Raw genomic sequence first — 26,276 nt, forward strand, 5'->3', positions numbered from 1 at the left:
CCAGGTGATGCATACTGGTGCGGTCTCGCGGAGCTGCTGCGCCCGAGGCGAGCCAAACTCATTTCTTCAGGCTTGCCCACACGCCGCCGAGAATGAGGGTGCCGCCGATGAGGTGGATCAGCGTCGGCGGCTCGCCGAGGATGGCCCACGATAAGAGCGCGCCGGCGATCGGGCCGAGATAGAGCACGATGGAGGCCCGCACCGAGCCGAAGCGGGTGCCGAGATAGGCAAACCCGGCATAGGCGAATAGGCCGGGCACGAGGCCGGCGAAGAGATAGGCGCCAAGCGCCCGCGAGGTGAACGCGGATTGAGGTGCACGCCAGATCTCCGCGATTGCGATGGGAAGCGTGAACAATGCACCGGCGGCGGCAAAGGCCGCGATGCGGGCCAGAAGCGTCGCGCTGGTGGCGACCCTTGACTGCACAAGCGTGTAGCCCGACCAGCCGAGCATGGCCACGACCACCAGCAGATCGCCGGATGCCGTGCGCAGCTCGACGAAGGTGCGAAGATGCCCTTTCGATACGACCAGCAGCGCACCAAGCAGGGCCAGAGCCATGCCGAGGAGTTGCAGCCCGCCGATCCGCTCCAGGCCGAAGATCCGTGAGAGCAGCAGTACGACGATGGGCGACAGCGACATGATCAGGGCGATATTGATCGCCGTCGTGGTGATGCCGGCGATGTAGACCGGACCCCCGCACAGGAACATGCCGAGGAAGCCGGCGGCCAGGATCGGCAGTACGTTGCCTCGCAGCGGCAGACGCCCGCTGCGGACCTCGGCGATCGCCAATGGCGCAAGGCCCGCTGCAATGATGGTCCAGCGAAAGAATGCCAGCGTGAACGGCGGCACCGCGCCAGCCAGTCCACGGGCCAGGATCATGTTGGTGACCTGGGCGGTGGCGACGAGCACGAAGCCGAGCATGGCGAGCAGGCTGGCGCGGAGATCGCTCTCGGCCGTCTTCGACTGGCTGGCATCACCTCTTGCGGGCATCATACAAGTCCGAGCGGCGTCAGCGCATCCCGGCCATGCTGTCCGGGGCAAAGCCGGTCGGCAGACCATCGATGCTTTTTGCGTTTTTCAGCCCCCAATATTTGCGCAGATTGTCGAGCCCCTGCGCCGTCCAGTAGCGAACCAGGCTGCCGCGTTCCTCCTTGTAGTCGAACAGCGGCACGCCCATGCCGCACGATGTCTGCACGAGCTCCACGGCAAGACGCACGATCTGCCGCGCGCCCGGCATCTCCTCGAAATGCGGGAGCAGCGCGTCATAAGCCTCTGTCCCGCGCATCAGCGACTGACCCTGGCCGTACAGGCGCAGGATGACCGGAGGGCCTTCGAAGGCGCAGAACATGATGGTCAGCCGCTTGTCGTCGGAGGCCGTCAAGTGGGCGCGGGTCTCGCTGCCGCTGCCGGTGCAATCGAGATACGCGACGTCGTTGTCGCCGAGCACGCGAAGCGAGGACAGCCCCTTGGGCGAGACGTTGATGCGCCCGGTCGACGGGGCGCTTGCGACGAAGAAGATCTTCTGCCGTTCGATGAAAGACCTGTGTTCCGGTTCGATCTTCGTAAATTGCTTGCCCATGCCGATCCTCCCTTCCCTCCGGGATCACTGAGCGTATCATTGAACGAATGCCGGTTTAATATTGCTGCCTATCCTAGTATCTCCTGCACCATGAAGGGACAGGTCCCCGAAAGCCAGGCTCTCTCCCTGGGAGCATTCCTGCGCTCGCTGCGAGAGCGCCAGGATCCAGCCGCTCACGGCCTCGTTGGCGGACGCCGGCGCACGTCCGGCCTCCGACGCGAGGAACTGGCGCAGCTCTGCGGATTGAGCGCGACCTGGTACACCTGGATCGAGCAGGGCCGCGAGGTGTCCGTTTCGCCGGCGACGCTCGACCGCTTGGCGCGCGGATTGCGCCTGTCGCGGGCAGAGCGACATTATCTGTTCGAGCTCTCGGGCAAGCGCGATCCGGATCGCGCCGACGCCGGCGATGATCCGCCCGAGACAATGCTTGACTGCGTCGATCTGATCGATGGCCCGTCCTACGTCCTCGACCGCAGCTGGACGGCCCGCCGCTGGAATGCCAAGGCGGCTCGGCTGTTTGCGGGCTGGCTCGACGCCGGCGGCGAGCTCAATTTGCTGCGCTACATCTTCCTGCGGCCGGAGGCGCGCTCGCTCATCCTCGATTGGGCGATGCGGGCGCAGCGCGTCGTCGCCGAGTTTCGGGCCGCCACGACCAGCCATGTCGACGATATCGCGGTGCGAAGCCTCGTCGATGACCTCAATGCGGCAAGTCCCGATTTCGCGCGCTGCTGGGCCGCGCACACTGTGTTGGCGCGCGAAGGCGGCGAGCGCACGTTCAAACATCCGGCCGACGGCCTGCTCCATTATCAGCAGGTGTCGATGTCGTTCGCGGGCTGGCCGGACTTTCGACTGACGATCCTGATGCCGATGCTGGACAGACGGAAGTAGGCACCTCGGACTGAGCCTGTACCGGCATCCGAGACGCCGCCGGGTTTGAGGTCGATCAACGTCGATCAGTCCAAGTCGGGCGAGTATTACCTCCACAAGGCAGCAGACGCGATCTCGATCTCGCGTTCAGGAGGAGTTTCGATGCGGCACGCAGGCAGGGTTCTCAGTCTCGCCGTCAGCACGTTGGCGCTGACGATCATTGTTGCTGGTCCGGCGCCGGCTCAGCCGGGGCCGTCCGGTCCGGGATGGGGCCCCGGGATGATGATGGGGCCGGGCATGATGGGGCACGGCGGGTTCGGGTTCTTCTGCAATCCGCGCATGGCCGGCTTCGCCGAATGGCGGCTCAAGGAGATCGAGGAGGCCGTCAAGCCCAATGAGGCGCAGAAGGCGGCGCTCGAGGAGCTGAAGAGCGCGTCCGCGAAGGCTGCCGACCTCATTACCAAGGACTGTCCGACGGCGATCCCGCTCAAGCCCACGGAACGGTTGGATCTCGCCGAGAAACGACTCGAGACCATGCTGCAGGCCATTAAGGTGGTACGCCCGGCGTTTCAGGCCTTCTATGACGGGCTTGATGAGAAGCAGAAAGCCAGCCTGGATTCGGTCGGTCCGCGCAGATGGGGATGGCGCAACTGGCACTGGCCATGGGGCGCCGAGCAGTAAGGACGCTGCTGCCGAGCATGTCCTGCCGCATTCGGGCGGCGCCGCGTTGAAAGCGGTCAGGACGCGAGCGCCATCCGGAGCATGCGGGCGAGATCGGCACTGACATAGGGCTTGGTCAGCAGTAGCACGCCGGCATCGAGCCGGCCATGATGGACGATCGCGTTCTCGGTATAGCCGGACGTGTAGAGAACCTTCAGCCCGGGACGTCGCTTCAGCGCTTCGATCGCGAGCTGACGGCCATTCATGCCTCCGGGCATGATGATGTCGGTGAACAGCAGGTCGATGCGGACAGGGCCGTCGATCAAGGCCAAAGCCTCGTCGGCCTTGCTCGCCGCGAGCGTGGTGTAGCCGAGCCGCTTGATCTGAGCCACGACGTAGTCGCGGACCAGTGCATCGTCCTCGACGATCAGGACCGTTTCGTCGCCGTGCGCGATGGTCGTGATCGCGGGGCCCGCGGCCAGCTCGGTGACATCGGCGCTGGCTTGCGGCAGGTACAGCTTGACCGTGGTGCCATGTCCCGGCTCGCTGTAGATCTTGACGTGGCCGTTGGACTGCTTGACGAAGCCGTAGACCATGCTCAGGCCAAGGCCCACGCCCTTGCCGACATCCTTGGTGGTGAAGAAGGGTTCGAACACCTTGTCGAGCAGGTTCGCAGGGATGCCTTCACCGGTGTCGCTCACCGCGATCATGACGTAGCTGCCGGGCGCGACTTCCGGATTCATGCGGACGTAGTCGTCGTCGAGCACGACGTTCCTGGTCTCCAAGGTCAGCTTGCCGCCACCAGGCATCGCGTCGCGCGCGTTGAAGGCGAGATTGAGAAGCGCGGTCGAGAGCTGGCTCGGATCGATCATCGCCGGCAGGATATCATCCGCCAGCATCGACTCGATTTCGATCTGCTCGCCCAGCGTCCGCCGCAACAGGCGCGCGGTATCGACGACGAGACCGTTGATGTCGACGCTGCGCGGTTGCAGCGGCTGGCGGCGGGCGAACGCCAGCAGATGACGGGTGAGATCGGCGCCGCGTGCGGCGGCGGAGCTGATCAGGTTGGTGATCTGCAGGAGATGCGGACGGTCCTTTACGGCCTCGGCGAGGATCTCGATGGTGCCGGTGATCACCGTCAGGATGTTGTTGAAGTCGTGCGCCACGCCGCCGGTGAGCTGGCCGACCGCTTCCATCTTCTGCGCCTGGCGCACCTGGGCCTCGGTCGCTTCGATCTCCTGGAAGCGTCGGATCATGGCTTCGGCGGTGCGACGCTGCTGCATCTCCTCCTCGAGCTGCGCATAGGCCTTCCGCAGCTGGGCGCGCGACGGCAGCACCAGGATGCGCGGCAGCAGCAACATCAGCGCTGCGGCGATTCCGACCGACATGAAAGCGAGGAAGCCCTTGGTCGCAGCTTCGAGGTCGTAGGCCGGCACCCAGATGGTGTAGACCTCGAGCAGGCGCGCGATGCCGCACACCGTGACGAAGACCGCGAAGGCCCAGAAGATGGCGCTGAACTGAATGTCACGGCGGCGCCAAACGAAGAAGGCCAGTACGAAGGCAATGGCGAAGAAGGCCGTGGACGTCAGGAGGTCGGAGACGGCGTTCAGCCAGATCAATTCCGGCCTCCACAGCAGGCATTCGCCATGCGGGCTGAGCGTCAACATGTCCGGAAGTCCCCAAAGCCACCAATCGGCACGCCTCTCGTCGCGGTCCGATCGGATCCCCGGGAACCTAATCATTCAAATTTCCATGGTGCGCACAAGCGCCTGTTAGTTGCAGGAGCATTCAACGGTGTTGGCGCACCGTGGATAGCTTGGCTGCGACCGCCGGCCGCAGGCGCTCCAAGGACCGACGTGGCTTGGGCATCTGAGACATAATAGGAGTGGCATCTATTAGGAGTGGTATCGGGATCAGTCAGGCTGCCCGCGCAGCCGATCCCTTCGCCCGAGAAGCCAGGAGCGTCGAAACGTCATGATCGATGTGCCGTCTCAGTCGGACTGATCGCTCAGTCCTCGGCGAACCACCAAAGTCTCCCGTGCCGGAATCAGACCCGCCGGCCCGCGTCCGATCTGGGTGAGATTGAACAGGGCCGAGATCAGAATGACGGGGAGCATCTCTCCCCGGGCGACGCCGATGGCAGCAAGAAAAGCAACCGCCTTCACGGATGCGACGATGGCGATGAGCTTTGACATCGGACAACTCGCGGGATGGATGTCAGTGTGGTGTCTCGCAGGCGGCAGCAGATGGCTCCGCTGTGTCATTTAGATAGGCCGGTTGCGCCGGCGGGATAATCCAGCTTTCCTTTGACGGACTGTTTCGCATTTCGATGCAATCGAGGACCCGTTCTCCTCGCCGCGTCGGTCGAAGGCACGCGAGCGGCCCTTCGGGCGATGGATGCCAGCGCCGTACGCGCGATCGGTCGCTGCGGCTGCGTTTGACGGCCGGAGCCCAATGGTCTCTCGATGAGAGGGCGCCGTCAGGCGCGATGTCGAGCGGGGCTTACATCCCCAAACGCTCCCTCTGGAGACGTGCGCGGTCCCTGGCAGCGTCTTTCAAGCCGCCCGGAATCTGGCTTCGTGTGAGCCCCATGTCCGACAGCTCACGGTCTGAAAGCCCTTCGAGGATGATCAGATTGAGTTCGTATTCGCGTTGCGCAATGCCCGCAGCAATCAGGCTGTTGACTGCCTTCAACAGCCGGCGCACCAATGATGCGATCGAACCATGACCTGCAAAAAGCCGTCTCGGCATCCGATAAGAAATGTTCAACATGCTTACGCTGACTACCGTGGTTCAAATCCACGCGTAGTATGCCGTGCGCCCGCACTGGACGCTTGGAGCTTTCCTTGAGAGAATCTTGAGACGCATCACTTCGGCGTGCGGCGCGCGTGAAGGGACGTGCGCCTTGGAGCCTCCAATTCGTGCTCGCGATCGCCGCGTCCAGCCACGGGTGGCTCAAAGCGGCAAGTCTGCATCAGGTGGGGTCGGAAGTCCTGAAAGGAGTGGCTGTGGCTGGTGAACGGGATCTCAAGGCGCTCCTGCGGGACATGAAGCCGGAGATGCAGGAGGGCGTTTTCGTCTTCTGCACGATCGCGCCTGGCCAGGAAATCCCGGCTGCGATCAATCCGCTGCTGATGTTCCGCGAACAGGAAGGAACAACGCTGGTGATGCGGCGCGAACAGGCGGAGAGAGCGGGGCTCAGCTCTCAATTTGCGTCACGGCTGATCACGTTGACGATCCATTCGTCGCTGAACGCGGTGGGTTTTCTCGCAGCGATCACGGCGCGACTGGCCGAGGCCGGCATCAGCGTCAATGCGGTCTCGGCCTTCTACCACGATCATCTGTTCGTGCCGGATCAGCGCGCCACTGAAGCCCTCCGCATCCTGAACAGCATGTCCGCGCCGGAGCCGCGTACTTCGGCGCGATGACCTATGACGCCCATTACCGGTGCGCCCAATCGTCATGGTCTCCGCGAATGAAGTCGGCAATGCGCTCGACCACGGGCTCTTCGATGCCGGCATAGCCGTGCTCCGAGAACGCGCCGCAGGGATCGGTGGCTACCGAGTGACCGTGGGTGAAGCTGCGGCTTTCCTTGCGCGCGGCCGGGATGAGTGCAAACAATGCCGCTGAGCCGGCCGGCGGGCTGATGGTGCAGTGGTCATTCTCATGCCAGACGACCAGCGTCGGCACCGTGATGCGCGAGGCATAGAGGTTGAAAGTCGGCTGATTGGCCGGCGCCAGCTGGGTGACTGACGATGTCAGGACCACGCCGGTGAGGCCCGATAAGACCGGCTGGAAGCCCGCCGCAGTCACCGCTGAAATGCTGCCATTGCTGGTGCCGACGACCCAGACCGGCTTGCCCCAGCGCGTGATGGCGGCGTTGATGAAGCCCTGCAGTTCGGCGGCATGCGCCGCGCTCAGGCGGTTGGCCTGGGTGAGGCCCGCCGGGTGGGCGGGCGTGGCATCGGCCATCATCACGTTGAGGCCGTCGCGCAAGAACAGATCAGCGGAGCGGATCAGGAAATTGCCGGTGGAATCGATGATGGTGCCGGTCGAATCGAGGCTGAGCAGGCCGTTGCCGCCCGTCAGCAGGATGACGCTGGCGCGCGCCTGCCGCGCCGGCCGGTCGAGCCGCACCGGCGGGGTCTTGACGATGAAGGTGGTATCGATCGTCACCGCTTCGGCGTCTGCAGCGCGCGCTGCCTGGGACGCGCCGCAGACAGCGAGCAGGCAGACACTGAAGCTCAAAGCGTATCGCGCAAATCGTGTCGTGAAACCGTAGGACATGTTTCGCTCCCAATAACCTCAAGGTGCAATTGGGTGATAGTGCACCCATGTGTCGCGGAAGTGAACGGCCATCCCGATCGATTTCTGTGCGGCCGTCGGATTGCCGGCAGCTCCAATCCGCATGGACGACGCGTATTTCGCATTCGCAAGCTGAGAACGGACAGTGCAGTGCACCTGCCACTCGGCGCTGCTTCGCGCTCGGCACCGTGAGCCGATGCCGCCTCCGATGAACCGATGTTCATGGAACGCCAGCTTTTTCAATCGGTTGGTCAGCGGGGCAACAGGAGGAGGACTGCCATGAAGAAAGTGATCATCGCTTTGTCCGCCGTCGCTCTGCTTTCCGCGACGCAGGCTGCGAGCGCCGCGAGCGCGTCCAAGACGCCTGGGCATGAAATGCAGGTGAAAGGCTCCAAGAAGGGCTATTCGGGCGCTTCGGGCTACGCACCGGGACGCGAGATGCAAGCGAAGGGTTCGAAAGCCGGCCACCACGGTGCGTCCGGATATGCACCGGGGCAGACAACCGGCGCGAACACGAACCGTACCCGCTGAGCAGCAAGGCCCGCCAGTACCCTCTGGCGGGCTCTCCTCCCAGCTGGAATGCAGGCAGCTCGAATTCGAACGAGCCGCGCCACGGCCAGCGAAAATGAGCTCCAATGTTTGCGATGCAGCCGTGACCCGGCAGTCGACACCGCGCGCAGCCCCCCGAATCCGTTGTTCCCGATAGCGTGGAGCCGCACGCGATGCTCCGGTGTTTGGTCTACCGACCCTAGCGATTGCTGCTGCGCGATCCCCGACGCGTTGAAATTTAATTGTAAAATTCGCCAAATATTCTAAAACTCAGAAACTGCATGACTGATCTATCGAGGAGACCAGAATGAGTGATCCCTATCGGCCTAAAGGCCTGACAAGCGCAGTCTGCTATCAGGATGCCAAGGGAGCCTTTCGTTGGCTTGAGGCGGCTTTTGGCTTCGAGCCCCTGTTCGTCATTCTCGATGCGGACGGCAACCTCGCCCATTCCGAGATGACCTTCGGGCATTCCGTGCTCATGGTCGGCAACGAATGGAGTGCCGATCACAAGAGCCCGAAATCGATCGGTGGCAACAACACGCAGACCGTCCATGTGCAGCTTGCGGAAGGCGAGGACATCGATGCGCATTGCGAGCGTGCTCGCCAGGCGGGCGCGGAGATCCTCCAGGAACCCGACACTCAATTCTACGGCGATCGCACCTATCGCGCCCGCGACCCGGAAGGCCATATCTGGACGTTCGGTGTCACCAAGACCAAAATGACGCCCGACGAGTGGGATCGCGCGAGCGGTCTCATCACCAAGAAGCGGCTCGATTGACCGCGCGCATCGACAAGACCCTGGCGGCGCTCGCCGATCCGCATCGGCGGCAGACGATCGAATTGTTGCGCCGCCGACCGCATCGCGCTGGCGAACTCGCCGACGCGCTCGGCCTGCCGGCGCCCGCCATGAGCCGGCATTTGCGCGAGCTGAAGCGAAGCGGCCTGGTCGAGGAGACGCATCCGGAGTTCGATGCGCGCGTTCGCATCTATGCGCTGAAGGATGGCGCGATGGCGGAGTTGAAGCGTTGGCTCGCTCAGACCGAAGCCATGTGGTCGGCGCAGCTGTCGAGCTTCAAGGCGCATGTCGAAAGACAGCGCAAATGAGCGCCGCGGTGATCGTATCGATCCGGGTCGATGCGACGCCGCTGCGTGCATTCGAGCTCTTCACCGAGCAAATCGCCGAATGGTGGCGCCCGAACCCGTTGTTTGCGCTGACGCCGCGCGGCGACGGCCAGCTTCGTTTCGAACCTGGCGAAGGCGGGCGGCTGGTGGCGATGCTCGCGAATGGAAAAGAATTCGAAGTCGGTCGCATCACGGTTTGGAAGCCGGGCGAAAGGCTCGCGCTCACCTGGCGGCAGGCGACGTTCGCGCCCGGCCAGTCGACGCAGCTTGAGGTGCGCTTCGAGGCGGTCGGTGCGCAGACGCGCGTGACGGTCGAGCATCGCGGCTGGGACGGCATCCCGAAGGACCACGTCGCGCGCCACGGCTTCGATCTCATGCTGTTCCAGCGGCGGCTGGCCGAGCATTGGCGCGTGCTGCTGACCGCCGTCGAGACCAGGGTACGCGCAGACGGCGCGTAGCAGGTGAGCGTCGATGGCACCGGCGGACGCATTTCGTTCGGGGTCTCGCAATGACCCGCATTGCAATAAGGGATCATTGCGTGCGCCTCACGTACCGTGGAACCACAGTGCTGGAGGCCGCCGCGCTACGACGGGTTTGTCATTTGTTAACCCTGTTCGGTCACAGTCCCGACGCTTGGGGAGCGACCGCATGAACCGCAACCATCGCCGGGCCTTGGCGAAACGGAAGGATCCGCTCAGTCTGGTCTGCGTTGCGGACGCCCATATGCGCGCGGGCCGCATGAAGCGTGCGGAAGAGATGAACCGGGAGGCGATCGCACTCGATCCACAGTGCTACGAGGCGCACAACAATCTCGGCCACGTCCTGCGCCATACCGGGCGCACGGCCGAAGCAGTCGGGCATTTCTCTCTCGCGTTCCAAATCAATCCGAACGTTGCCGTGGTCGCGTATAATCTCGCTATGGCGTTGTCCGAGCTCAATCGCTTTTCCGAGGCGTTACCATTCCATCGGCGGGCCGCAGCGCTTGATCCGTCAAGCGCCGATGCACACTCCACGCTCGCTTTCAGCCTCGGGCAACTCGCCGAACATGCCGAGGCCGAACAGCAATATCTGCGGGCGCTGCAGATCGATCCACTCCATTTCGGCGCCCGGATCAATCTTGGCCTTGCGCTGGTCGAGCAGGGCAGGATCGCCGAGGCCTACCAGCACGCGCAGGTGCTCGCCCAAGCCGACACCGCGCCCGGCTTCCCGCACAAGACCTTCGGCATCCTGCTGGCCCGCGTCGGCTGTCAGGACGGCGCAAGGCTATGCTTCGAGCGACATCTCGCCGCGCATCCGCAGGACAGGGACGAGATCGCGATGCTACTCGCCGCAGTCGGGGGCGCCTTGCCGGCGCGCGCCACGGACCAGCAGATCGTGCACCTCTACAATTCGCGTGCGGACGGGTGGGACAAGGGCGCGGCAGTCGACAACAGCTATCGCGGACACCAGCTTGTGGCGGCAGTCGTGACGGAGTGCAACCCGCATTCACTCGGCACGGTCATTGATGCGGGTTGCGGGACCGGCCTCGTCGGCGAGCTGCTGCGGCCGCGCGCGCAGCGCCTGATCGGCATCGACATGTCGGATGCAATGCTGGCGCAAGCCCGGGAGAAGAACTGCTATGATGATCTGCACTGCGGCGACCTGCTGAACTACATGGCCCGGCACCCCAGCAGCTGCGACGTGATCGCGAGCGCGGCGACGCTGGTCCATTTCGGCGAATTGAATGCCGTTTTCGCCGCCGCGCGGCAGTGCCTGCGCCCCGGCGGTGTATTCGTCTTCACGGTGTTTCCGAATGACGATGATGAAGACGCGGTTGCGATCGGAACGCTGAACGGCCTTGCGCAAGGCGGCTGCTTCCGGCATGGCGCCGCGTATGTCGCGCGGACCGCCGCGGCCAGCGGGTTGAGCGTGGAAGTGCTACGGCGTGAGGTGCACGAATACGCTCGCAAAGTAGCCATTCCCGGTATCGTTGTCGCACTGCGCTCGGGCAGTTAGCTCAACTCATGGTAGACAGTACGGGCGTACAGCCGGAAATTGGTTCGGTGCACCGGGGCTGCACCGAAGTTGATCGCATCCGGCGTCTACCGCAGAATGCCGGCGCTTCTGGAGACGACCTAAGTTAGTGCAACAAATACCTGATCCCAAAGCCGGAAGGGGCGCCCTCCTGTCCCAATGCAACTGCGACGAGCGATATTGGGACAACTAAGCGTTAGATCACTACTCCGGAAGAAACCGCCGATACAGCAACGCCCATGCTGAGATGAACCTTTCTGCTTCTCATCTTGACCTACGTCAGGACGCGTGAGGTAAAGGTCGTAGATGACGAGTATGGTCAGAGTTCTATCGCGAGCGTTTTCTGAGTCGTCTTATGGTACAAAACACGATCTGCTCAGACATCTGGTGCTGTGCTGCGCCGCTATATTGTTCGTATTGATGCTGGCGCTGACCTATGGGATAGATCTGAGCTCCGGCTTTTTCTAACCCTACTATTTTCCGCTTCGGGTAAGCGGCGATTCTCGGCTTTCAGCAAGCCCATGTCTGCCTCGGGCGAGTAGCCGTATCCGCCAAGCGGCCAGCCGGAGGCATTCCGCCGTCTTCGCCGCGAGTCCAGCGCACTCAGGTCGCCTCCGTTTGAGGAGCCTAGCTGGGTCAAGAAGCCGTAGGCGATTGCGCGATGGAAACATCAAGACGGCTATCTGAATGGGGACACATCCGGCCGGCCAGATAAACCCACATGGGGACCGAAGTCCAAAAAGGGCGACTCCGGCGAACATCTCGCAATTGTCGCTGTCCGCCGCTAGCCGACTGATAAGGTCGCGTTCGCCCGCATCCCTGCGCCGGCTGCTCGAGGGGCGCTCGCGTTCATCTAACGTTCGAAGCGCACCGGTCCAGAATGTCGTCAGGGATTTTTCGACCTGACCAAGCACTTGCGGCGCTGGAGAATGTGCTCCGAGGTTCTGAGGAACGAACTCAAATCAATCCAGTAGGTTGGGTTTCAGTACAGTGAGATGCTACAATTCCATACGTACAGTTCGAGTTGAGGTTCCATGACGGGCCTTCAAGCGCAGTTGGACAAGATCCGCTCGGATGCGGCAGAGTGCCTAATGTTGGGCCGTCTCGCTCCTGATGGGAAACGCGACGTGTTCATCCGCGTGGGGGAGCACCTGAACGCTCTCGCCTTGGAGCTCGAGAAAACCAGAGCAACGACCGCCAAGATTGCGACCGATGCCACCCCGCAAGCGGAGCCGGCAGATCCTGTTGCTCAGTCCCCGCAAGCAGACCCGGCAGATCCCGTTGCTGCGCCGAACGGGGCCGCGCGGGGGCGGCAAATCATAGCGTGGCTGTTGGTCATCCTTTTTGGCGCCCTCGCAGCTGGCTGGTTCGTGTGGGCAAACAAGTCGCCCGGGAACGACCGGCCACCAGTGACCTCACTAACCTCGCAGCCAAAGCCCGAGCCGGCGCCAGCGGCACAGGAAAATGCAGGACACGCCAGCCGTTCCTCAGGAGAAGACGGCGGAAGAGACGTATTGAGGGAACAGGTTGACGCGCTTGCGGCACGTTTAGATCGCCTCGAAAAAGACCTGGAGGGTCTCAAGGTCGCCCATAACGAATCCGCAGAACCGTCCAAAAAGGACGTCCCTTCCCAATCAGACGACCAGGCTACCGCCGCGACCAAACCCTCTGGTTCAGAGCAGAAGGCGTCCAAGCAAACGGAGAGCGTCCCGCTCATCGGCCCGCCCGGTTGCATGCAATTCCGCTCGTACGATCCGGCGTCTGGGACCTACACGGCTCTCAACGGTCGACGACGCCCCTGTCGTTAGCGGAGGGGGGCCCAAGCCTCGCAGGATCTCGGGGATTTATCAGTAAGCCGGTGCGCAAAGACGCCGACTATTTGTCGGCTGTCGAGCAGCAGCTTCGGCGGCCGTATCGGACCCAACCCCGGGAGCTTGCCCGTGCTCCGGGGATCATTCCCCTCGAAAGGCCCACGAGTAATAACGCAGCAGCGATGATGGCCATAGCCATACGTGATAGTGCCGCGGACAGGGCGACCGCCGAGTCCGTGCTCCAGGCTGTTTGTCGATGACTTTGATGTCACGCGCTCTTCCCGACGCGCAATCTGTTGAATGGCTGGCGCACCACAGCCGATGAAGATGGGCAACTCCTGCCTCGCCATGCCGCTATGTCAGAAATCGCGGAACGGATGATGGTGGCCCGTGAATAGCAACGTGTCTTCGGGTTAGCCTATTCGGCGGGGCAGCGGTGTCATGGCCGGCGCGCTCAGTGCGGACCGCCGCTCCTGGCTCGTGCACCGCCCTCGCTGTATGGTGCCCTGGACGGCACGTTCTCTCGAAATCTTGGTCAAGGAAATGAGATGCGACTGACAATTGCGGCTCACGACGATGCCGACAGCATCGTTGATCTCGTCAATCAGGCCTATCGCGGCGCCTCGTCCGGTGGATGGACGACGGAAGCCGATCTGATAGAGGGGCCTCGCGTCAACCGAGCCGTTGTCGCTGAGATGATCGAAAATGGACAGGCGACGGTCCTGCTCGCGCGAGATCAGGCCTCTAAACGGATCCAAGGATGCGTCGCGGTTCGCCCAATGGAAGACCACCAATGGTACCTGTCGATGCTGGCGGTCGGTCCGGCCTTTCAGACCGGCAGCCTTGGCAAATCGATCATGAGGGCCGCCGAAGCGTTCCTGGCTGAACGTGGCGCACGTTCCGTCAAGATTTCCGTCATCGACGTCCGTGACAGCCTGATCGCCTGGTATGAACGACGAGGCTATGAACGAACCGGAGACATCGAACCTTTCCCTTACGATGACCCGAGTGTCGGCGTGCCGCTGCGAGATGACCTCACCCTGATTACGCTCCGCAAATCATTGCGAATGTCGGACCCTGCCGAAACGAGACAGTGAAATGCGGGAAACCCGGTCCGGAGCTCAGGGCCCGGCGATGAGCGAAGGCACGGCATGTATCGGGACGGAAATATGGCGCACCCGACACGATTCGAACGTGTGACCTTTGCCTTCGGAGGGCAACGCTCTATCCAGCTGAGCTACGGGTGCAGCAGCCGTCCCTTTAGCTGATTGGCGCGGGATCGGCAACGGGCTTGGCGGGCGGCCTGACCAGCCGGGTTTGCCCCAAAAGGCGCGTTGGATATCGGTCCGCGCGGGGTGTTCCGTCGCTCCGGGCCTGCCTCCAGCGGGCGCGGGCTAGCTCCGGCGGCAGCGGCAGACCGCTTGTCCGTTACGCCGGCACGATGGTCTTGCCGATCGGCCACAGCGCGATGCCGGCAAGCTTCAGATGGGCCCACGCGAACGGGATGCCGATGATGGTGATCGCCAGCACCACCGCGGTGATCAGATGGCCCAGCGCCAGCCACCAGCCCGCCAGCACGAACCAGATGATGTTGCCGATCAGTCCCAGAGGACCGGTGCCGACGTCTTCCTCACCGGTCAATTCGCTGCGCCGCACGGCGCGGGAGCCGAATGGCAGCAGGGTATAGATGGCAATGTTGAAGGCGGCACGGGCCCAGGGCAGGCCGATGATGGTGATCGCCATCACCACGGCCGCGATCAGCCAGCCGAACGCCATATAGGCGCCACCGCACAGGATCCACAGGAGGTTCAGGAGAAGGGACATGGGCTGCATGGATCACCTGACTGATGGGGCGCACTGACCTGGACGGACGGCCCGCATTATAGCCCGGCGCAGGGCCTGAGCCTAGGCGGCAACCGGCCGCGGCGATCGTTGCGGGATTCGCGCAGGTCCCGGAAGCCGGGGCCGGCGGGGTCTCAGCCCACCGCCCTGATGTCGTCCTGCGGTTCGAACAGCTTGCGGAGCTCGGCCGACGGCCTGGGCGCGCTGAACAGAAAACCCTGCATCTCGGTGCAGCCGAGCTGGCGCAACAGCGCCTGCTGCTGGCCGGTCTCCACGCCCTCCGCGGTCGTCGTCATGTTGCTGGCCGCGGCGATGCCGACCACCGCCTGCACGATGGCCGAGGAGCCGCCGACACCGAGATCGTTGACGAAGCAGCGGTCGATCTTGATCTTGTCGAACGGGAACCGCTTGAGATAGCTCAGCGATGAATAGCCGGTGCCGAAATCGTCGAGCGCAATGCGCACGCCGATCGTGCGCAACTGATGCAGGATTTCAAGCGCGGTTTCGTCGTCGCGGATCAGCACGGCCTCAGTGATCTCGATCTCGAGCCGATGGGCCGCGAGTCCTGAGGCCGCGAGCGCGCCGGTGACGCGCAGCGCGAGGCTCTGCGATTTCAGCTGCACCGGCGAGACGTTGACGGCGATGCGGATATCGGAGGGCCAGCTGGCGGCCTCCGCACACGCGGTGCGCAGCACCCAGTCGCCGATTTCGTCGATCAGCCCGGTATCCTCGGCGAGCGGGATGAAGTCGAGCGGGGAAACCATGCCGCGCTGCGGATGACGCCAGCGCAGCAGCGCCTCGCAACCGGTCATCCTGTTGTCGCTGAGGTCTACCAATGGCTGATAGTGCAGTTCGAACTGGTTTTCGGCGAGCGCCCGGCGCAGGTCCTGCTCCAGCTGCAATTTCGCACGTGCGCTTTCGTCCATGGCCGGCTCGAAGAAGCGGAAGGTGCGCCGTCCGCCGGCCTTGGCCGCGTACATCGCGAGATCCGCGTTCTTGGTCAGTTGATCGCGGTCGGTGCCGTCACGTGGTGCGAGCGCAATGCCGATGCTGGCATCGGTCGACAGTTGATGGCCAAGGCAGTGCGCCGGCCGTCGGACGGCCTCGTAGATCCGCCTGACCACGGCCAGGACATCGTCGCGGTCCTCGATCGTGGTCAGCAGCACCGCGAATTCGTCGCCGCCGAGCCGTGCCACTAGGTCGCCGGAAGCGACACAGCTCGTGATCCGTTCGGCAACCGTCTTCAAGAGCTCGTCGCCGACGTGATGGCCGAGCGAGTCGTTGATGCCTTTGAATTCGTCGATATCGATATAGAGCAGCGCAAACGGCTCGCCCCGCCGGGCCTGCTCAAGCTCCTGCTCGATCCGCTCCTGGAACAGGACGCGGTTCGGCAGGTCGGTCAGCGCGTCGAAATGCGCCAGATGTGCGATGGTCTCGTCGGCCTGGCGGCGCTCGGTGACGTCCTCGACCACATGGATCAGGTAGCGCGGTGCGTTCGCCGCGTCGCGGATCGCGATGCGGCGCGAGGTGACGTAGCGCAGGCCCAATGCCAGGCTTTGCGTGGGATGTTCATCGATGAACAGGCCATCCGAGCGCGCGAGCGCGCGATCGTCGTCGATCGTCACCTGTTCCGCCGCGGTTTCGGGGAACAGGTCGAACACCGTCTTGCCGATGATGCCGTCGCGCGTGCGCAGGAAGTGCTGCTCGGCGACGCGGTTGATCAGCACATAGCGGCGATCGCGAACGTCCTTCACCGTGATCTGCGACGGGATGTGGTCGATGATCTCGCGCAGGAAGGCGTGATTGCGGTCGCGCTCCTGCTCCAGCCTGCGATGTTCGCTGATGTCCTCGATGGTGGTGACCCATCCGCCGCGCGCCAAGGGCTTGTCGATCACGTGATAGAAGTGGCCGTCGGTTGTTTCCAGCACGGTCTGGGCCGTGCTGCCGCCGCCGATGTTTTGCATGACCTGGGGGCAGAATTGATCGACGTCGAGCTTCAACAGGCCGCGTTGCGTGGCGAGCTCAACCAGCGCGCGGAACTCGATGCCGAGTGGCAGATCGGTCTCAGACATGTTCAGCAGATCGAGGAGACGCTGGTTATGCATCACGAGCCGTGCCTCGGCGTCCCACAGCACGAGACCCTGGGTCATGTTGTTGAGCGCTGTATCGACGCGCTGCTTCTCCCGCTCCAGCCGGCGCTTGGCCTCGCTGTTGTGGCGGCCGATCTGACGGATGATCAGCGCGAACATCGCCGCAATCACGCAGGCGGTCAATGCCGCAGCGGCGGCCAGCAGCACGGCCTGCGAGCGCCAATCCGCCAGCACGTCGACGACGGGTCTGGTTGCGATCATGACCAGCGGCAGCCCGGCGATTCGCGCACCGGCGCCGAGCCGTTCGATATTGTCGATCGGGCTGATCATCTGTGTCGTATGCCGGCCGTGCTCGAGCACGGGCGCGAGCAATTGCGAGTCGGGGATCTTGCGTCCCACCACGCCGTCGATGTGGGGGTGGCGGACCAGTAGCGTGCCGTCGTCGTGAAGCAGGGTGATCGCCGCGCCACGGCCAAGCGCCATCGACTGCAGGTAGCTCTCGTAGGTCTCAGGATCGATGCGGCGGGATACGAGGCCGAGGAAAACGCCATTCGCGCCGTTGAGCCGATGCGCCACCAGCACGCTCCAGCGCCCCGTCACATAGCTCCGCAGCGCCTCGATCACGACCTGGTCGGGCGGCGGATTGGTCTTGAGCGTCTTGAAATAGTTGCGCTCCGACAGGTTGACCGACGGCAACGGTGCCGGGCCTGACCAGTTGATGATGTTGCCATCGGCATCGACCACGGTCAGATCGCCCATGTAGGACAGCCCGTTCCCTTCGGACTGCAGCAGCTCGCGGATCGCGCTGCCCGACATCCGGGCGCGGAATGCCTCGGGCGTGGCGATGTCGGACGGGTGCATGCGGCGGATGACGTCGCGCACCACGGTCTCGGCATCCTTGAACTGCTGGTCGAAATGCCGCGTCAGCAGCAGCACGGTGTTTTCGAGCTCGCGCGCGCCATTGTCCAACGCGCGGGCGCGGAAGCCGTTGGCCATCATGATGGTGCCGATCATGATGGCGCCGATCAGCAGGCAGCCGCAGATGATCAGCCAGAGCACCGGGTCTCGCTGACGCGGCAGGTCGCTGGAATCCGAGGGGGCCGCGATGGGCCCGGACAGGTCGAGGCCGGGAGGCATGCAGATTGATGTCCGCGCTTTTCTCTTCCGCTTGCCCAATAAATACGCGGGACAGATGGCGCGAAGGTTAGGAAAGGCGGTTACCCAGCTGTTAAGCGCTGTGCAGAAAAAGGGACGCGGATCTCGCGGTTCCATCGGCCGGAGACCGTGTTCGCCGCGGCAAAGCCAGGAGTGCGAGGTGCGTCGCCGCCGATCGGCTAATGGCCGCTTGCCGGGCGCGGCTTGTTGCGCAGGCGGCCGACCACGCCGGTCGGGAAGAAATAGACGCTGGCGATGAACAACAGGCCGAGCCACAGCAGCCAGCGGTCGGGATGCAGCAGGCCCGGCAACAGCGGCACCCCGGCCTCTGCCGCGGCGGCCGACGCCGCGCCCATCAACGCCTGCAGATAGTTCTCTGCGAGGAGAAAGATCGCGGCGCCGATGATGGCGCCATAGATCGTGCCCATGCCGCCGATCACGACCATCAGGAGAATGTCGAGCATGATCGAGAAGCTGAGCGAGGTGTCGGGCCCGGCATAGCGCAGCCACAGCGCGTTCAGCATGCCGGCGAGTGCGGCGATGACAGCCGCAATGCAGTTGGCATAGGTGAGATGGAAAACGGTGCGGTAGCCCAGCGCCTCGGCGCGAAAGCGGTTCTCGCGGATCGCCTGCAGCACGCGGCCGAACGGCGAATTGACCACGCGCAAGAGGGCCAGGATCATCAGCGCGCTGGCCGCGAAGACGATGTAATAGGTAAGGATCCGGCCGTTGATGACGATCCCGAACCAGTCCTTCGGGATGAACACCGTGCCCGGGCGCAACAGCTCGGGCAGCTGGAAGCTGCGGCCGTCCTCGCCGCCGGTGAGCCATGACAGCTGCGAGGCCAGCACCAGGAAGGCGGAGGCGACGGCGAGCGTGATCATGGCGAAGAAGATCGCTTCGACCCGCAGCGAGAACAGGCCGATCGCGAGCGCGAGCAGAAGTGCGAGCGGCAGGCCGGCGGCGACGCCGGCGGCAACCGCCGCCCAGTTCGGCCCCAGCGCATAGAGCGCGATCGCGATCGCATAGGAGCCGATGCCGTAGAACATCGTATGCGCGAACGACACCGAGCCGGTATAGCCGAGCAGGAGGTCGTAGGAGGCGACCAGGGCCGCGAAGATGCAGATCTTCGCCGCCACATTCATCGCCTTGGCGCCCGGAAAAATGAAGGGCGTCGCCAGCAGGGCCAGCATGATGATGACGAGCAGGGCGGACAGCACGCGGCTGCGTGGCGGATCGCCGGAAAGGATCATCATCGGCTGGTCACCGCATAGAGGCCGCGCGGCCGCCACATCAGGACGGCGACCATCAGCAGGATGTTGGAGACGAGTGCAAGCTTCGGCACCAGGAAGCCGCCGTAATTGGCGACCATGGCGACCAGGATCGCGCCGATGAAGCAGCCGGTAATCGAGCCGAGCCCGCCGATGATCACGACGATGAACACCAGCACCGTGAGCTCGTCGCCGATCGAGGCATGCACCTGCTCGCGATAAAGTCCCCACATCACGCCGCCGAGACCGGCGAGCGCCGAGCCGGTCATGAAGACGCCGAGGAACAGGCGGCGGATGCGATAGCCCAGCGATTCCACCATCTCGCGGTTCTCGACGCCGGCGCGGATCAAAAGCCCGATCTTGGTGCGGTTGAGCACCAGCTCGATTGCGACGAAGATCACGAGCCCGACCAGCATCGCCAGCAGGCGATATTTGGCGATGGCGATGTCGCCGATGATGAAGGAGCCGCGCAGGCTCGCCGGCAGCGGCGTCGGAATGATCTGCGGCCCGAACAGCGCGTACAGCGTCTGCTCGGCGACGATCAGTCCGCCTGTCGTCATCAGGATCTGCTTCAGATGCTGGCCATAGACCGGCAGCACCAGCACGCGCTCGACCACAAGTCCGAGCGCGGCGGTCACCGCCATTGCCAGCAGTGCGGCCGGCACCAGCACGACAAGGTTGGTCAGCAGCGAGTCGGCCTGGGCAAAGCTTGCGAGCGGCAGCAGCACCAGCGTCGCGATGTAGGCGCCGACCGCGATGAACGCGCCGTGGCCGAAATTGAGCACGTCCATCAGGCCGAACACGAGCGTGAGGCCGGAGGCCATGATGAAGATCATCATGCCCATCGCGAGACTCGCGACCGTCAAGGTCACCCAGGAGCTGACCGAGCCAATGAGGGGGATCATCACCAGCGCGAGCGCGATCGGCAGCAGCACGGGCGCGATGTCCCGCTTCGGCTTCGGCAAAGTGTCGGTTGCAGCGATCTCGGTCATTGATGCGCCTCCAGGCTGAGGCCGAGGAGATGTTCCTGCAGCGGCACGTCGGCGGCAAGCGTCGCCATTTCGCCGCGATGCACGATGGTGCCGTTGTCCATCACCAGCACCTGGTCGCCGAGCTCGCGCGCGGCATGGAAATTTTGCTCGACCAGGAGAATGGTGGCGCCGCGGCGCTTGATCTCCTTCAGGCATTCGATCAGTGCCATGACGATGGCAGGCGCCAGACCCTTGGTCGGCTCGTCGATCAGCAACAATTTGCGCGGCTCGACGATGGCGCGGGCGATCGAGAGCATCTGCTTCTGCCCGCCGGAGAGCGAGCCCGCGCGCGACAGCCAGAATTTCTTCAGCGCTGGGAAGAAGCCGAAGATCCAGGCCAGCTGGGCGTCGTCGAGCGGACCGTTGCGTGCGGCAAGAATCAGGTTCTCCTTCACCGTCAGATCGGAGAACACGGCCATGCTCTCCGGCACGTAGCCGACGCCGGCGCGCGCGATGTCGGGGGTGGCAAGCTGCTCGATGCGTGCGCCGGCCAGCGTGATGGTGCCGCTCCGCGCCTGCCACAGGCCCATGATGGTGCGCAAGGTCGTGGTCTTGCCGGCGCCGTTGCGTCCGAGCAGCATCGTGGTCTGCCCTTCAGGAATGTCGAACTCGACGCCCTGCAGGATATGATAGCGGCCGATATAGGTGTGGACGCCGGAGAGGGTCAGGAGCGCGCTCATGCCGCGCTCCGCCCGGGCGCAATGCCGAGATAGGCTTCCTGCACGATCGGCGAGGCGATCACCTCGGCCGGTTTCCCATCCGCGACGAGGCGGCCGTTGTGCAGCACTATGATGCGGTCGGCGAGCGAGCGCACCACGTCCATCTTGTGCTCGACCAGGAGGATGATTTTGCTGGTGTCCTGCTTGAGCTTTGCGATCAGGTCGAGCACGACGGGAACCTCGTCGATGCTCATGCCGGCGGTTGGCTCGTCGAACATGAAGACCTTAGGCTCCAGGGCCATCATCAGCGCTACCTCGAGCTTGCGCTGGTCGCCATGGGAGAGCGCGGTCGCCGCGACCTGGCGTCGATTGCCGAGTGCAACTTGCTCGAGGATCGCATCAGCACGGGCGATCAGATCTCGGCGCGCCATCCAGGGCCGGAGCAGGTCGTAATGCACGCCGCGCTCGGCCTGCACGGCGAGGCGGACATTCTCTTCCACGCTCAAATTCGGAAACAGATTGGTGAGCTGGAAAGCGCGGCCTAGCCCGGCGCGGGTGCGCAACGGCGCCGAGTGGCCGGTGATGTCGGTGCCGTCGAACAGGATGCTGCCCGACGTCGCGCGAAGCTGGCCTGAGATCAGGTTGAAATAGGTGGTCTTACCGGCGCCATTCGGACCGACGATCGCAGTCAGTTCGCCCGGGCGGAAGCTGCAACTGACGCCATTGACCGCGACATGGCCGCCAAAGCGGATGGTGAGATCTCTGGTTTCGAGCGTGAGACTCATGGGATGTTCGCGCGCCGATGCAACTTGCTCGGTTTAACCTCTCCCCGCTTGCGGGGAGAGGTCGGATTGCATCGTAAGATGCAATCCGGGTGAGGGGGTACAGGCCTATCAAGTTGCACTGATTGTGCGGCTGCCCCTCACCCCAACCCTCTCCCCGTAAGAACGGGGAGAGGGGGAAGAGGCAGTATTCGTATCACCGTCACCGCTTGTTGCGGATCGGGATCTGCATGTCCTCGATCTTGATCTCGCGCACTGGCTCGTTGACGGCCCAGGCGAGGTTCGGATCGACCTTGACGCGGAAGTGATACATGCTCTGCAGCGCCTGGTGATCCTCTTTCCGGAAGATCATCTTGCCCTTCGGCGTATCGAACTCCATGCCTTCCATCGCCGCGATCAGCTTCTCGGTGTCGGTCGATTTCGCCTTGGTCACCGCGGTGACCACCGCCATCGCCGCGGAGAAGCCGCCGGCCGTGAAGAAGTCAGGCGGCGCGTTGAAGCGCTTCTGGTGCTCGGACACCAGCCAGTCATTCACCGGGTTCTTCGGAATGTCATAGTAATAGTAGGTGGCTCCCTCCATGCCGGGCAGCCGCTTATAGGCGGCCAGCGCGGGCAGGATGTTGCCGCCGGTGGATAGCTCGATGCCGTAGCGCTTCGGGTCCATATCCTGCAGCTTGGTCAGCGGATCGCCGGCTCCGGCCCAGATCACCCAGATGATCTTCTTGCCCGGCTTGTCCTTCAGCGCGTCGAACAGGCGCTGGCCGACGGCGGTGAAGTCGGTGGTCGTGGTCGGCACATATTCTTCAGCCCCGAGGGTCGCGCCGGTTTTCGCCAGCGCTTCCTTGAACGCGGCGACGCCGTCGCGGCCGAAGGCGTAATCCTGCGCCAAGGTCGCCACCGTCACGCCCGGCTTGCCGATCGCGACCGCGTTCGAGATCGCATCCTGCGAGGAGTTGCGCCCGGTACGGAAAATATAGCGGTTCCACTTCTCGCCGGTGATCTGGTCGGCCACCGCCGGCTCGACGATCAGGATCTTTTTGTTTTCCTCTGCGACCGGCAGGTCGGCGAGCGCCGCAGCCGACGACGTGGTGCCGATGGCAATGTCAGCGCCGTCGTCCTGATAGGCTTCGGCGAGCGCCGCCTTGGAGAGGTCCGGTTTGCCCTGGTCGTCCTTGGTGATGATGACAATCTTGCGACCGTCGACCGTCATGCTGCCCTTGGTGGCGTACTCGAACCCCATGCGCAAGCCGGTCTCGGTCTGCTTGGCATAGGCCTCCAGCGGTCCAGTCTTACCGTAGATCAGCGCGACCTTGAGGTCGTCGGCATGAGCCGATGCTGCGAGCAGCGCGACTGTCAATCCCGAAACAATGACCTTAAGAAAATCAGACTTTCGCACGAGCTATCCTCCCACGCTTTTCGGGCGTTTATGGGAGAAACTGATAGTGTGGCGGCTTGGCCGAGGTCAAGGCGCTTTCCGCGCCACAAGCGCGGCCGGCTCTCATCCCTTCGGCTCGTGTTCCGGCGCTGACATCAGCATGAGAGTTCGTCGCAAGATGATAGGAAGGTGAGCATGGGGCGGCTAACGCCGATAGCGGTTGCCGCGAATATGAACCGGCCGGTTTTCCTGCACCGGGCGGCTGGCCAGGCTGACGCGCGCCTCGCTCGCAAGCGGGATCGCCGGCTTCAGCTCCTCGAGGAAGATCGGCCGCGAGAAATAATAGCCCTGGGCGTAGCGGATGCGGGTGGCAGCCTGCAAATAAGCCAGTTCCTCGAACGATTCGATGCCTTCCGCGATCACGGTCATGCCGAGCGCTTCGCTCAAGGATTCGATCGCGCGGAGGATGCCCTGGCTGCGCGGTCGCTTGTGAATGTCCGTAATGAAGGAGCGATCGATCTTGATCTCGTCGGCGGTGATGTCGGCAAGCGCTGATAGCGACGAATAGCCGATGCCGAAATCGTCGATCGAGATGCTGACCCCGATCTCGCGCAGCATCGGCAGGATCTGATCCTGGAAATGGCTACGGGCGACGAAGGCGTCTTCGGTGACCTCGATCATGAAGCGCCGGGGGAAGCCGGTCGCCTCGATGGCGCGGACGAAGGGCCGCATGAAATCGACATTGGCGGCCTGCTTGGCCGCGACATTGATGCTGATGGTTGCTTGTGGACCGAATGCCTCGTTGATCAGGTCGATGGATTTGACGATCTCGGCCAGCACCAGATGCGTCAACTCGTCGATCAGCCCGAGTTCGACAGCCAGGTTGACGAAGTCGCCGGGCGCCTGGATCACGCCCTCATTGTCGCGCAGCCGCACCAGCGCCTCGATGCCCTTGATCTCCTCGGTGCGGATGTCGACCTTGGCCTGGAAGGCGCAGCAGAACCGCTTTTCGAGGATGGCGAGCCGCAAGGATTGCTCGACCTTCATGCGCGCGAGCGCCTCGTGCTCCATGCCGCTGTTGAAGAACGCCAGCGCGCCCTTGCCGGCGTTCTTCACCCGGTACATCGCGAGGTCGGCGTTCTGGCGCAGCACCTCGTAGCTCGCGCCGTGCTCGGGATAAAGGCTGACGCCGATCGAGGCCGAGGCGAAAACCTCGGCGCTGTCGATGAAGAACGGCGCGCTGAGCCGATGCAGCGTGGCCTGCAGGAACTCGGCGACCTCCTCGGCACGCTCGATCGGATGCAGCAACAGGAGAAATTCATCGCCGCTGATCCGCGACAACAAGTCGCTCTCGCGCAGGTCGCGACCGATCCGTTTGGCAAGCTCGATGAGCAGCGCATCGCCCGTGGCGTGGCCGTAATAGTCGTTGATGTATTTGAAATTGTCGAGGTCGAGAAACGCCAGCGCGAACCGGCCTGCGGCACCGCCCAATCTGACCAGATTGGTGGCGCGATGCTCGATCACGCGCCGCATCGGCAATCCTGTCAGCTCGTCGTAATAGGCCGAGCGGAACAGCTGGTCTTCAAAATCCTTCTGCTCGCTGATGTCGGCGGAGCTCGAGAGCAGCAGGTCGCGCTCGCCGATCCGCACTGGACGGTGCGCCGTCAACAGCGTCTGCCGGCCGCGCTCGGTCGCAACCGGTTCTTCGGTTACCACGGCCTTGCCCGATCTTAAGATTTCGCGGCAGGTCGCCTCGCGCTGCTCGATCTGGCGCGCCGCCGCCGCGGCTGAGTCTTCCGCAGTCAGGCCAAGCTGCGCGGCTGCTGCGTCGTTCACCAGCACGAAGCGGCCATGCTCATCCTGAACGGTGACGCCGGTCGGAAGCATGGTCAGAACGCCGCGCAGCAGGCTCAGCTCGGCCTCGGCCGTGACTGTGCTCTCAGCTGCGCCGGAAAAAGAGTTGAAACGATCGCTGCCGTACATGCGCCGATTGTGCGCAGTTCCCGCTTCATTTTAGTTAAGAGCTACGTAGAAACACGGAAACGATCGGGCGGGGTACACCGATTGGCGACGGATGCAGGTGCGTCATCATTAATGGAGCGTCAATACGACCGCAGAATGTACACGGCGAGATCAGCTCGGCGGAACATGACACTGCATGGTGCAGTGAATGCCGGTCCTGAGAAAGGTGGTTTCGGTCGATCCGTCGAATGCCGACAGCGCCGCCTTCAAAAGCTTGGTCCCGAAGCCGGGCTTGCCGACGTGTTCGATCGGTGGCCCTTCGGTCTCGTCCCAGGTGAGACTGAGGCGCTCATTCTGCGTCGTCCAGGTCACCTGCAGCAAGCCGCACGGCGACGCGAACGCGCCGTATTTCGCGGCATTGGTGGCAAGCTCATGGAAGATGAGGGCAAGGCTGACGGCAAGCTTGGCAGGCAGGAACAACGCGCCGCCGTTGAGCACGAAGCGCACGTGCCCGTAAGGGCCGAGTTCGGAGATCAAGAGGTCCTTCAGGTCGCAGCCGCGACCGTCGACCTTGGCGATCAGGTCATCGGCGACAGCGAGCGCGCGAATGCGGTGATCGATCGTCGCCCACACCTCCGGCTGCTCATGCAGCACCTGGTGCAGAACGGCGTGAATGGTCGAGGTCTTGTTCTTCAGCCGATGCTGCAGCTCGTCGACGACAAGCTTCCGATATCGCTCCTCCTCGATCAGGCGCTTGGCGATTTCGCGCTGCTTGGCCGCGATCGTGCGATAGTGGTCGATGCCCCAGATCACCAGGCCGCAGGCAACCACATAGAGGGCCAACAGCACGAGCTTCGCGATATCGGATGGGCCGGCACCAAATTCGAGCAGCATGCCGAGTGCGCCGCCTGCGATCGTGGTTGCAATTCCGTAGCGCGGGCCGCCGAACGCGGCGGCGACGACCACTGCAGGAAAATAGGGCGTGAAGAAGATGTCGGGGCGGATGTGGGACAATCCCCAGCGCACCAGCGTCGCCACCAACAGGCAGACCGTGGCGAAACTCGCGCTCATGGCCGGCGACGGCTGCAGCTCGCCCCGCCAAGTGAGCCGGAACTCGTCGACGAATCGCCTCATCGCATCCATCAGCCTGAGCCCCGCATCCAAATTAAGGCGGAAAGGGCAGAACTACGACAGTATCGTGGATA

25 protein-coding genes and 1 tRNA gene are annotated in these 26,276 nt (G+C 63.6%); 10 read left to right on the forward strand and 16 right to left on the reverse strand.

The window, feature by feature from the left end:
- Window positions 1-58: 58 nt before the first annotated feature.
- Window positions 59-988, reverse strand: coding sequence for a DMT family transporter (locus ACQR1W_RS11665; RefSeq protein ID WP_434850892.1), 930 nt, complete (start codon window positions 986-988; stop codon window positions 59-61).
- Window positions 989-1,007: 19 nt separating this feature from the next.
- Entirely contained in the window at window positions 1,008-1,577 is a 570-nt protein-coding gene (locus tag ACQR1W_RS11670; RefSeq protein ID WP_434850893.1) for a pyridoxamine 5'-phosphate oxidase family protein, read from the reverse strand.
- A gap of 90 nt (window positions 1,578-1,667) precedes the next feature.
- Here ACQR1W_RS11670 and ACQR1W_RS11675 point away from each other — a divergent pair, with 90 nt between their 5' ends.
- Both ACQR1W_RS11675 and ACQR1W_RS11680 read left to right on the forward strand, forming a co-directional pair.
- On the forward strand, window positions 1,668-2,465 hold the full coding sequence (locus ACQR1W_RS11675) for a helix-turn-helix transcriptional regulator (RefSeq protein WP_434850894.1): 798 nt from the start codon (window positions 1,668-1,670) through the stop codon (window positions 2,463-2,465).
- 141 nt (window positions 2,466-2,606) lie between these two features.
- Window positions 2,607-3,125, forward strand: a complete 519-nt coding sequence (locus tag ACQR1W_RS11680) for a Spy/CpxP family protein refolding chaperone (RefSeq protein WP_434850895.1) — start codon at window positions 2,607-2,609, stop codon at window positions 3,123-3,125.
- Between the two features lie 56 nt (window positions 3,126-3,181).
- Here ACQR1W_RS11680 and ACQR1W_RS11685 read toward each other — a convergent pair whose 3' ends face one another.
- The 3 genes from ACQR1W_RS11685 to ACQR1W_RS11695 form a co-directional block, all read right to left on the reverse strand.
- A complete protein-coding gene (locus ACQR1W_RS11685; RefSeq protein WP_434850896.1) occupies window positions 3,182-4,771 on the reverse strand; it encodes an ATP-binding protein in 1,590 nt (529 codons plus the stop codon).
- Between the two features lie 324 nt (window positions 4,772-5,095).
- Window positions 5,096-5,299, reverse strand: coding sequence for a hypothetical protein (locus tag ACQR1W_RS11690; protein ID WP_434850897.1), 204 nt, complete (start codon window positions 5,297-5,299; stop codon window positions 5,096-5,098).
- 307 nt (window positions 5,300-5,606) lie between these two features.
- The gene (locus ACQR1W_RS11695; protein WP_434850898.1) at window positions 5,607-5,876 is read right to left on the reverse strand and encodes a DUF1127 domain-containing protein; all 270 of its coding nucleotides are present in this window, start codon (window positions 5,874-5,876) and stop codon (window positions 5,607-5,609) included.
- A 236-nt stretch (window positions 5,877-6,112) separates the two neighbouring features.
- Here ACQR1W_RS11695 and ACQR1W_RS11700 point away from each other — a divergent pair, with 236 nt between their 5' ends.
- The gene (locus tag ACQR1W_RS11700; protein WP_434850899.1) at window positions 6,113-6,532 is read left to right on the forward strand and encodes an ACT domain-containing protein; all 420 of its coding nucleotides are present in this window, start codon (window positions 6,113-6,115) and stop codon (window positions 6,530-6,532) included.
- A 13-nt stretch (window positions 6,533-6,545) separates the two neighbouring features.
- On the opposite strand, the gene ACQR1W_RS11705 is transcribed toward ACQR1W_RS11700, so the two are convergent.
- Entirely contained in the window at window positions 6,546-7,391 is an 846-nt protein-coding gene (locus ACQR1W_RS11705) for an alpha/beta hydrolase (RefSeq protein ID WP_434850900.1), read from the reverse strand.
- Between the two features lie 297 nt (window positions 7,392-7,688).
- Between ACQR1W_RS11705 and ACQR1W_RS11710 the strand changes: the two genes are divergently transcribed.
- From ACQR1W_RS11710 to ACQR1W_RS11740, 7 genes are all read left to right on the forward strand, one after another.
- Entirely contained in the window at window positions 7,689-7,940 is a 252-nt protein-coding gene (locus ACQR1W_RS11710) for a hypothetical protein (protein WP_434850901.1), read from the forward strand.
- Between the two features lie 325 nt (window positions 7,941-8,265).
- Entirely contained in the window at window positions 8,266-8,736 is a 471-nt protein-coding gene (locus ACQR1W_RS11715; protein WP_434850902.1) for a VOC family protein, read from the forward strand.
- On the forward strand, window positions 8,733-9,062 hold the full coding sequence (locus tag ACQR1W_RS11720; protein ID WP_008971091.1) for an ArsR/SmtB family transcription factor: 330 nt from the start codon (window positions 8,733-8,735) through the stop codon (window positions 9,060-9,062). Before ACQR1W_RS11715 ends, ACQR1W_RS11720 begins: the two co-directional genes overlap by 4 nt.
- Window positions 9,059-9,538 carry an SRPBCC domain-containing protein gene (locus ACQR1W_RS11725; protein WP_434850903.1) on the forward strand — a complete coding sequence of 160 codons (480 nt, stop codon included), beginning with the start codon at window positions 9,059-9,061 and terminating at the stop codon, window positions 9,536-9,538. The genes ACQR1W_RS11720 and ACQR1W_RS11725 overlap by 4 nt, the downstream gene beginning before the upstream one ends.
- Window positions 9,539-9,728: 190 nt before the next feature.
- Complete coding sequence (locus ACQR1W_RS11730) at window positions 9,729-11,075, forward strand: methyltransferase domain-containing protein (RefSeq protein WP_434850904.1); 1,347 nt, start codon at window positions 9,729-9,731, stop codon at window positions 11,073-11,075.
- A 1,052-nt stretch (window positions 11,076-12,127) separates the two neighbouring features.
- Window positions 12,128-12,901, forward strand: coding sequence for a BA14K family protein (locus ACQR1W_RS11735; RefSeq protein WP_434850905.1), 774 nt, complete (start codon window positions 12,128-12,130; stop codon window positions 12,899-12,901).
- 551 nt (window positions 12,902-13,452) lie between these two features.
- Window positions 13,453-14,001: a GNAT family N-acetyltransferase gene (locus tag ACQR1W_RS11740; protein ID WP_434850906.1), complete on the forward strand. Its 549-nt coding sequence runs from the start codon at window positions 13,453-13,455 to the stop codon at window positions 13,999-14,001.
- A 73-nt stretch (window positions 14,002-14,074) separates the two neighbouring features.
- Here the strand turns inward: ACQR1W_RS11740 and ACQR1W_RS11745 are convergent.
- The 10 genes from ACQR1W_RS11745 to ACQR1W_RS11790 form a co-directional block, all read right to left on the reverse strand.
- A tRNA-Arg gene (locus ACQR1W_RS11745) sits at window positions 14,075-14,151 on the reverse strand.
- Window positions 14,152-14,332: 181 nt separating this feature from the next.
- On the reverse strand, window positions 14,333-14,737 hold the full coding sequence (locus ACQR1W_RS11750; protein ID WP_008971099.1) for a YccF domain-containing protein: 405 nt from the start codon (window positions 14,735-14,737) through the stop codon (window positions 14,333-14,335).
- Between the two features lie 143 nt (window positions 14,738-14,880).
- Window positions 14,881-17,973 (reverse strand): bifunctional diguanylate cyclase/phosphodiesterase, encoded by a 3,093-nt coding sequence (locus tag ACQR1W_RS11755; protein ID WP_434850907.1) that lies wholly within the window; start codon window positions 17,971-17,973, stop codon window positions 14,881-14,883.
- 197 nt (window positions 17,974-18,170) lie between these two features.
- A complete protein-coding gene (locus ACQR1W_RS11760) occupies window positions 18,171-19,247 on the reverse strand; it encodes a branched-chain amino acid ABC transporter permease (protein WP_434850908.1) in 1,077 nt (358 codons plus the stop codon).
- Complete coding sequence (locus tag ACQR1W_RS11765) at window positions 19,244-20,254, reverse strand: branched-chain amino acid ABC transporter permease (RefSeq protein WP_434850909.1); 1,011 nt, start codon at window positions 20,252-20,254, stop codon at window positions 19,244-19,246. Before ACQR1W_RS11765 ends, ACQR1W_RS11760 begins: the two co-directional genes overlap by 4 nt.
- A complete protein-coding gene (locus ACQR1W_RS11770; RefSeq protein ID WP_434850910.1) occupies window positions 20,251-20,973 on the reverse strand; it encodes an ABC transporter ATP-binding protein in 723 nt (240 codons plus the stop codon). Before ACQR1W_RS11770 ends, ACQR1W_RS11765 begins: the two co-directional genes overlap by 4 nt.
- Window positions 20,970-21,737, reverse strand: coding sequence for an ABC transporter ATP-binding protein (locus tag ACQR1W_RS11775; protein WP_434850911.1), 768 nt, complete (start codon window positions 21,735-21,737; stop codon window positions 20,970-20,972). Before ACQR1W_RS11775 ends, ACQR1W_RS11770 begins: the two co-directional genes overlap by 4 nt.
- 199 nt (window positions 21,738-21,936) lie before the next feature.
- Window positions 21,937-23,130, reverse strand: coding sequence for a substrate-binding domain-containing protein (locus tag ACQR1W_RS11780; protein WP_434850912.1), 1,194 nt, complete (start codon window positions 23,128-23,130; stop codon window positions 21,937-21,939).
- 183 nt (window positions 23,131-23,313) lie between these two features.
- A complete protein-coding gene (locus ACQR1W_RS11785) occupies window positions 23,314-25,092 on the reverse strand; it encodes a putative bifunctional diguanylate cyclase/phosphodiesterase (RefSeq protein ID WP_434850913.1) in 1,779 nt (592 codons plus the stop codon).
- A 150-nt stretch (window positions 25,093-25,242) separates the two neighbouring features.
- A complete protein-coding gene (locus ACQR1W_RS11790) occupies window positions 25,243-26,205 on the reverse strand; it encodes a sensor histidine kinase (RefSeq protein ID WP_434850914.1) in 963 nt (320 codons plus the stop codon).
- Window positions 26,206-26,276 lie beyond the last annotated feature (71 nt).

Source organism: Bradyrhizobium sp. HKCCYLS1011 (assembly GCF_051167795.1).
In the GTDB taxonomy this organism is placed as follows: Bacteria; Pseudomonadota; Alphaproteobacteria; order Rhizobiales; family Xanthobacteraceae; genus Bradyrhizobium.

What these genes read in the sequence shown, in the direction of transcription:
- ACQR1W_RS11665 (WP_434850892.1), bottom strand. Translation starts at nt 988, where the DNA reads ATGCCCGCAAGAGGTGATGCCAGCCAGTCGAAGACGGCCGAGAGCGAT.
- ACQR1W_RS11670 (WP_434850893.1), bottom strand. Translation starts at nt 1,577, where the DNA reads ATGGGCAAGCAATTTACGAAGATCGAACCGGAACACAGGTCTTTCATC.
- ACQR1W_RS11675 (WP_434850894.1), top strand. Translation starts at nt 1,668, where the DNA reads ATGAAGGGACAGGTCCCCGAAAGCCAGGCTCTCTCCCTGGGAGCATTC.
- ACQR1W_RS11680 (WP_434850895.1), top strand. Translation starts at nt 2,607, where the DNA reads ATGCGGCACGCAGGCAGGGTTCTCAGTCTCGCCGTCAGCACGTTGGCG.
- ACQR1W_RS11685 (WP_434850896.1), bottom strand. Translation starts at nt 4,771, where the DNA reads ATGTTGACGCTCAGCCCGCATGGCGAATGCCTGCTGTGGAGGCCGGAA.
- ACQR1W_RS11690 (WP_434850897.1), bottom strand. Translation starts at nt 5,299, where the DNA reads ATGTCAAAGCTCATCGCCATCGTCGCATCCGTGAAGGCGGTTGCTTTT.
- ACQR1W_RS11695 (WP_434850898.1), bottom strand. Translation starts at nt 5,876, where the DNA reads ATGTTGAACATTTCTTATCGGATGCCGAGACGGCTTTTTGCAGGTCAT.
- ACQR1W_RS11705 (WP_434850900.1), bottom strand. Translation starts at nt 7,391, where the DNA reads ATGTCCTACGGTTTCACGACACGATTTGCGCGATACGCTTTGAGCTTC.
- ACQR1W_RS11710 (WP_434850901.1), top strand. Translation starts at nt 7,689, where the DNA reads ATGAAGAAAGTGATCATCGCTTTGTCCGCCGTCGCTCTGCTTTCCGCG.
- ACQR1W_RS11715 (WP_434850902.1), top strand. Translation starts at nt 8,266, where the DNA reads ATGAGTGATCCCTATCGGCCTAAAGGCCTGACAAGCGCAGTCTGCTAT.
- ACQR1W_RS11725 (WP_434850903.1), top strand. Translation starts at nt 9,059, where the DNA reads ATGAGCGCCGCGGTGATCGTATCGATCCGGGTCGATGCGACGCCGCTG.
- ACQR1W_RS11730 (WP_434850904.1), top strand. Translation starts at nt 9,729, where the DNA reads ATGAACCGCAACCATCGCCGGGCCTTGGCGAAACGGAAGGATCCGCTC.
- ACQR1W_RS11735 (WP_434850905.1), top strand. Translation starts at nt 12,128, where the DNA reads ATGACGGGCCTTCAAGCGCAGTTGGACAAGATCCGCTCGGATGCGGCA.
- ACQR1W_RS11740 (WP_434850906.1), top strand. Translation starts at nt 13,453, where the DNA reads ATGCGACTGACAATTGCGGCTCACGACGATGCCGACAGCATCGTTGAT.
- ACQR1W_RS11750 (WP_008971099.1), bottom strand. Translation starts at nt 14,737, where the DNA reads ATGCAGCCCATGTCCCTTCTCCTGAACCTCCTGTGGATCCTGTGCGGT.
- ACQR1W_RS11755 (WP_434850907.1), bottom strand. Translation starts at nt 17,973, where the DNA reads ATGCCTCCCGGCCTCGACCTGTCCGGGCCCATCGCGGCCCCCTCGGAT.
- ACQR1W_RS11760 (WP_434850908.1), bottom strand. Translation starts at nt 19,247, where the DNA reads ATGATGATCCTTTCCGGCGATCCGCCACGCAGCCGCGTGCTGTCCGCC.
- ACQR1W_RS11765 (WP_434850909.1), bottom strand. Translation starts at nt 20,254, where the DNA reads ATGACCGAGATCGCTGCAACCGACACTTTGCCGAAGCCGAAGCGGGAC.
- ACQR1W_RS11770 (WP_434850910.1), bottom strand. Translation starts at nt 20,973, where the DNA reads ATGAGCGCGCTCCTGACCCTCTCCGGCGTCCACACCTATATCGGCCGC.
- ACQR1W_RS11775 (WP_434850911.1), bottom strand. Translation starts at nt 21,737, where the DNA reads ATGAGTCTCACGCTCGAAACCAGAGATCTCACCATCCGCTTTGGCGGC.
- ACQR1W_RS11785 (WP_434850913.1), bottom strand. Translation starts at nt 25,092, where the DNA reads ATGTACGGCAGCGATCGTTTCAACTCTTTTTCCGGCGCAGCTGAGAGC.
- ACQR1W_RS11790 (WP_434850914.1), bottom strand. Translation starts at nt 26,205, where the DNA reads ATGAGGCGATTCGTCGACGAGTTCCGGCTCACTTGGCGGGGCGAGCTG.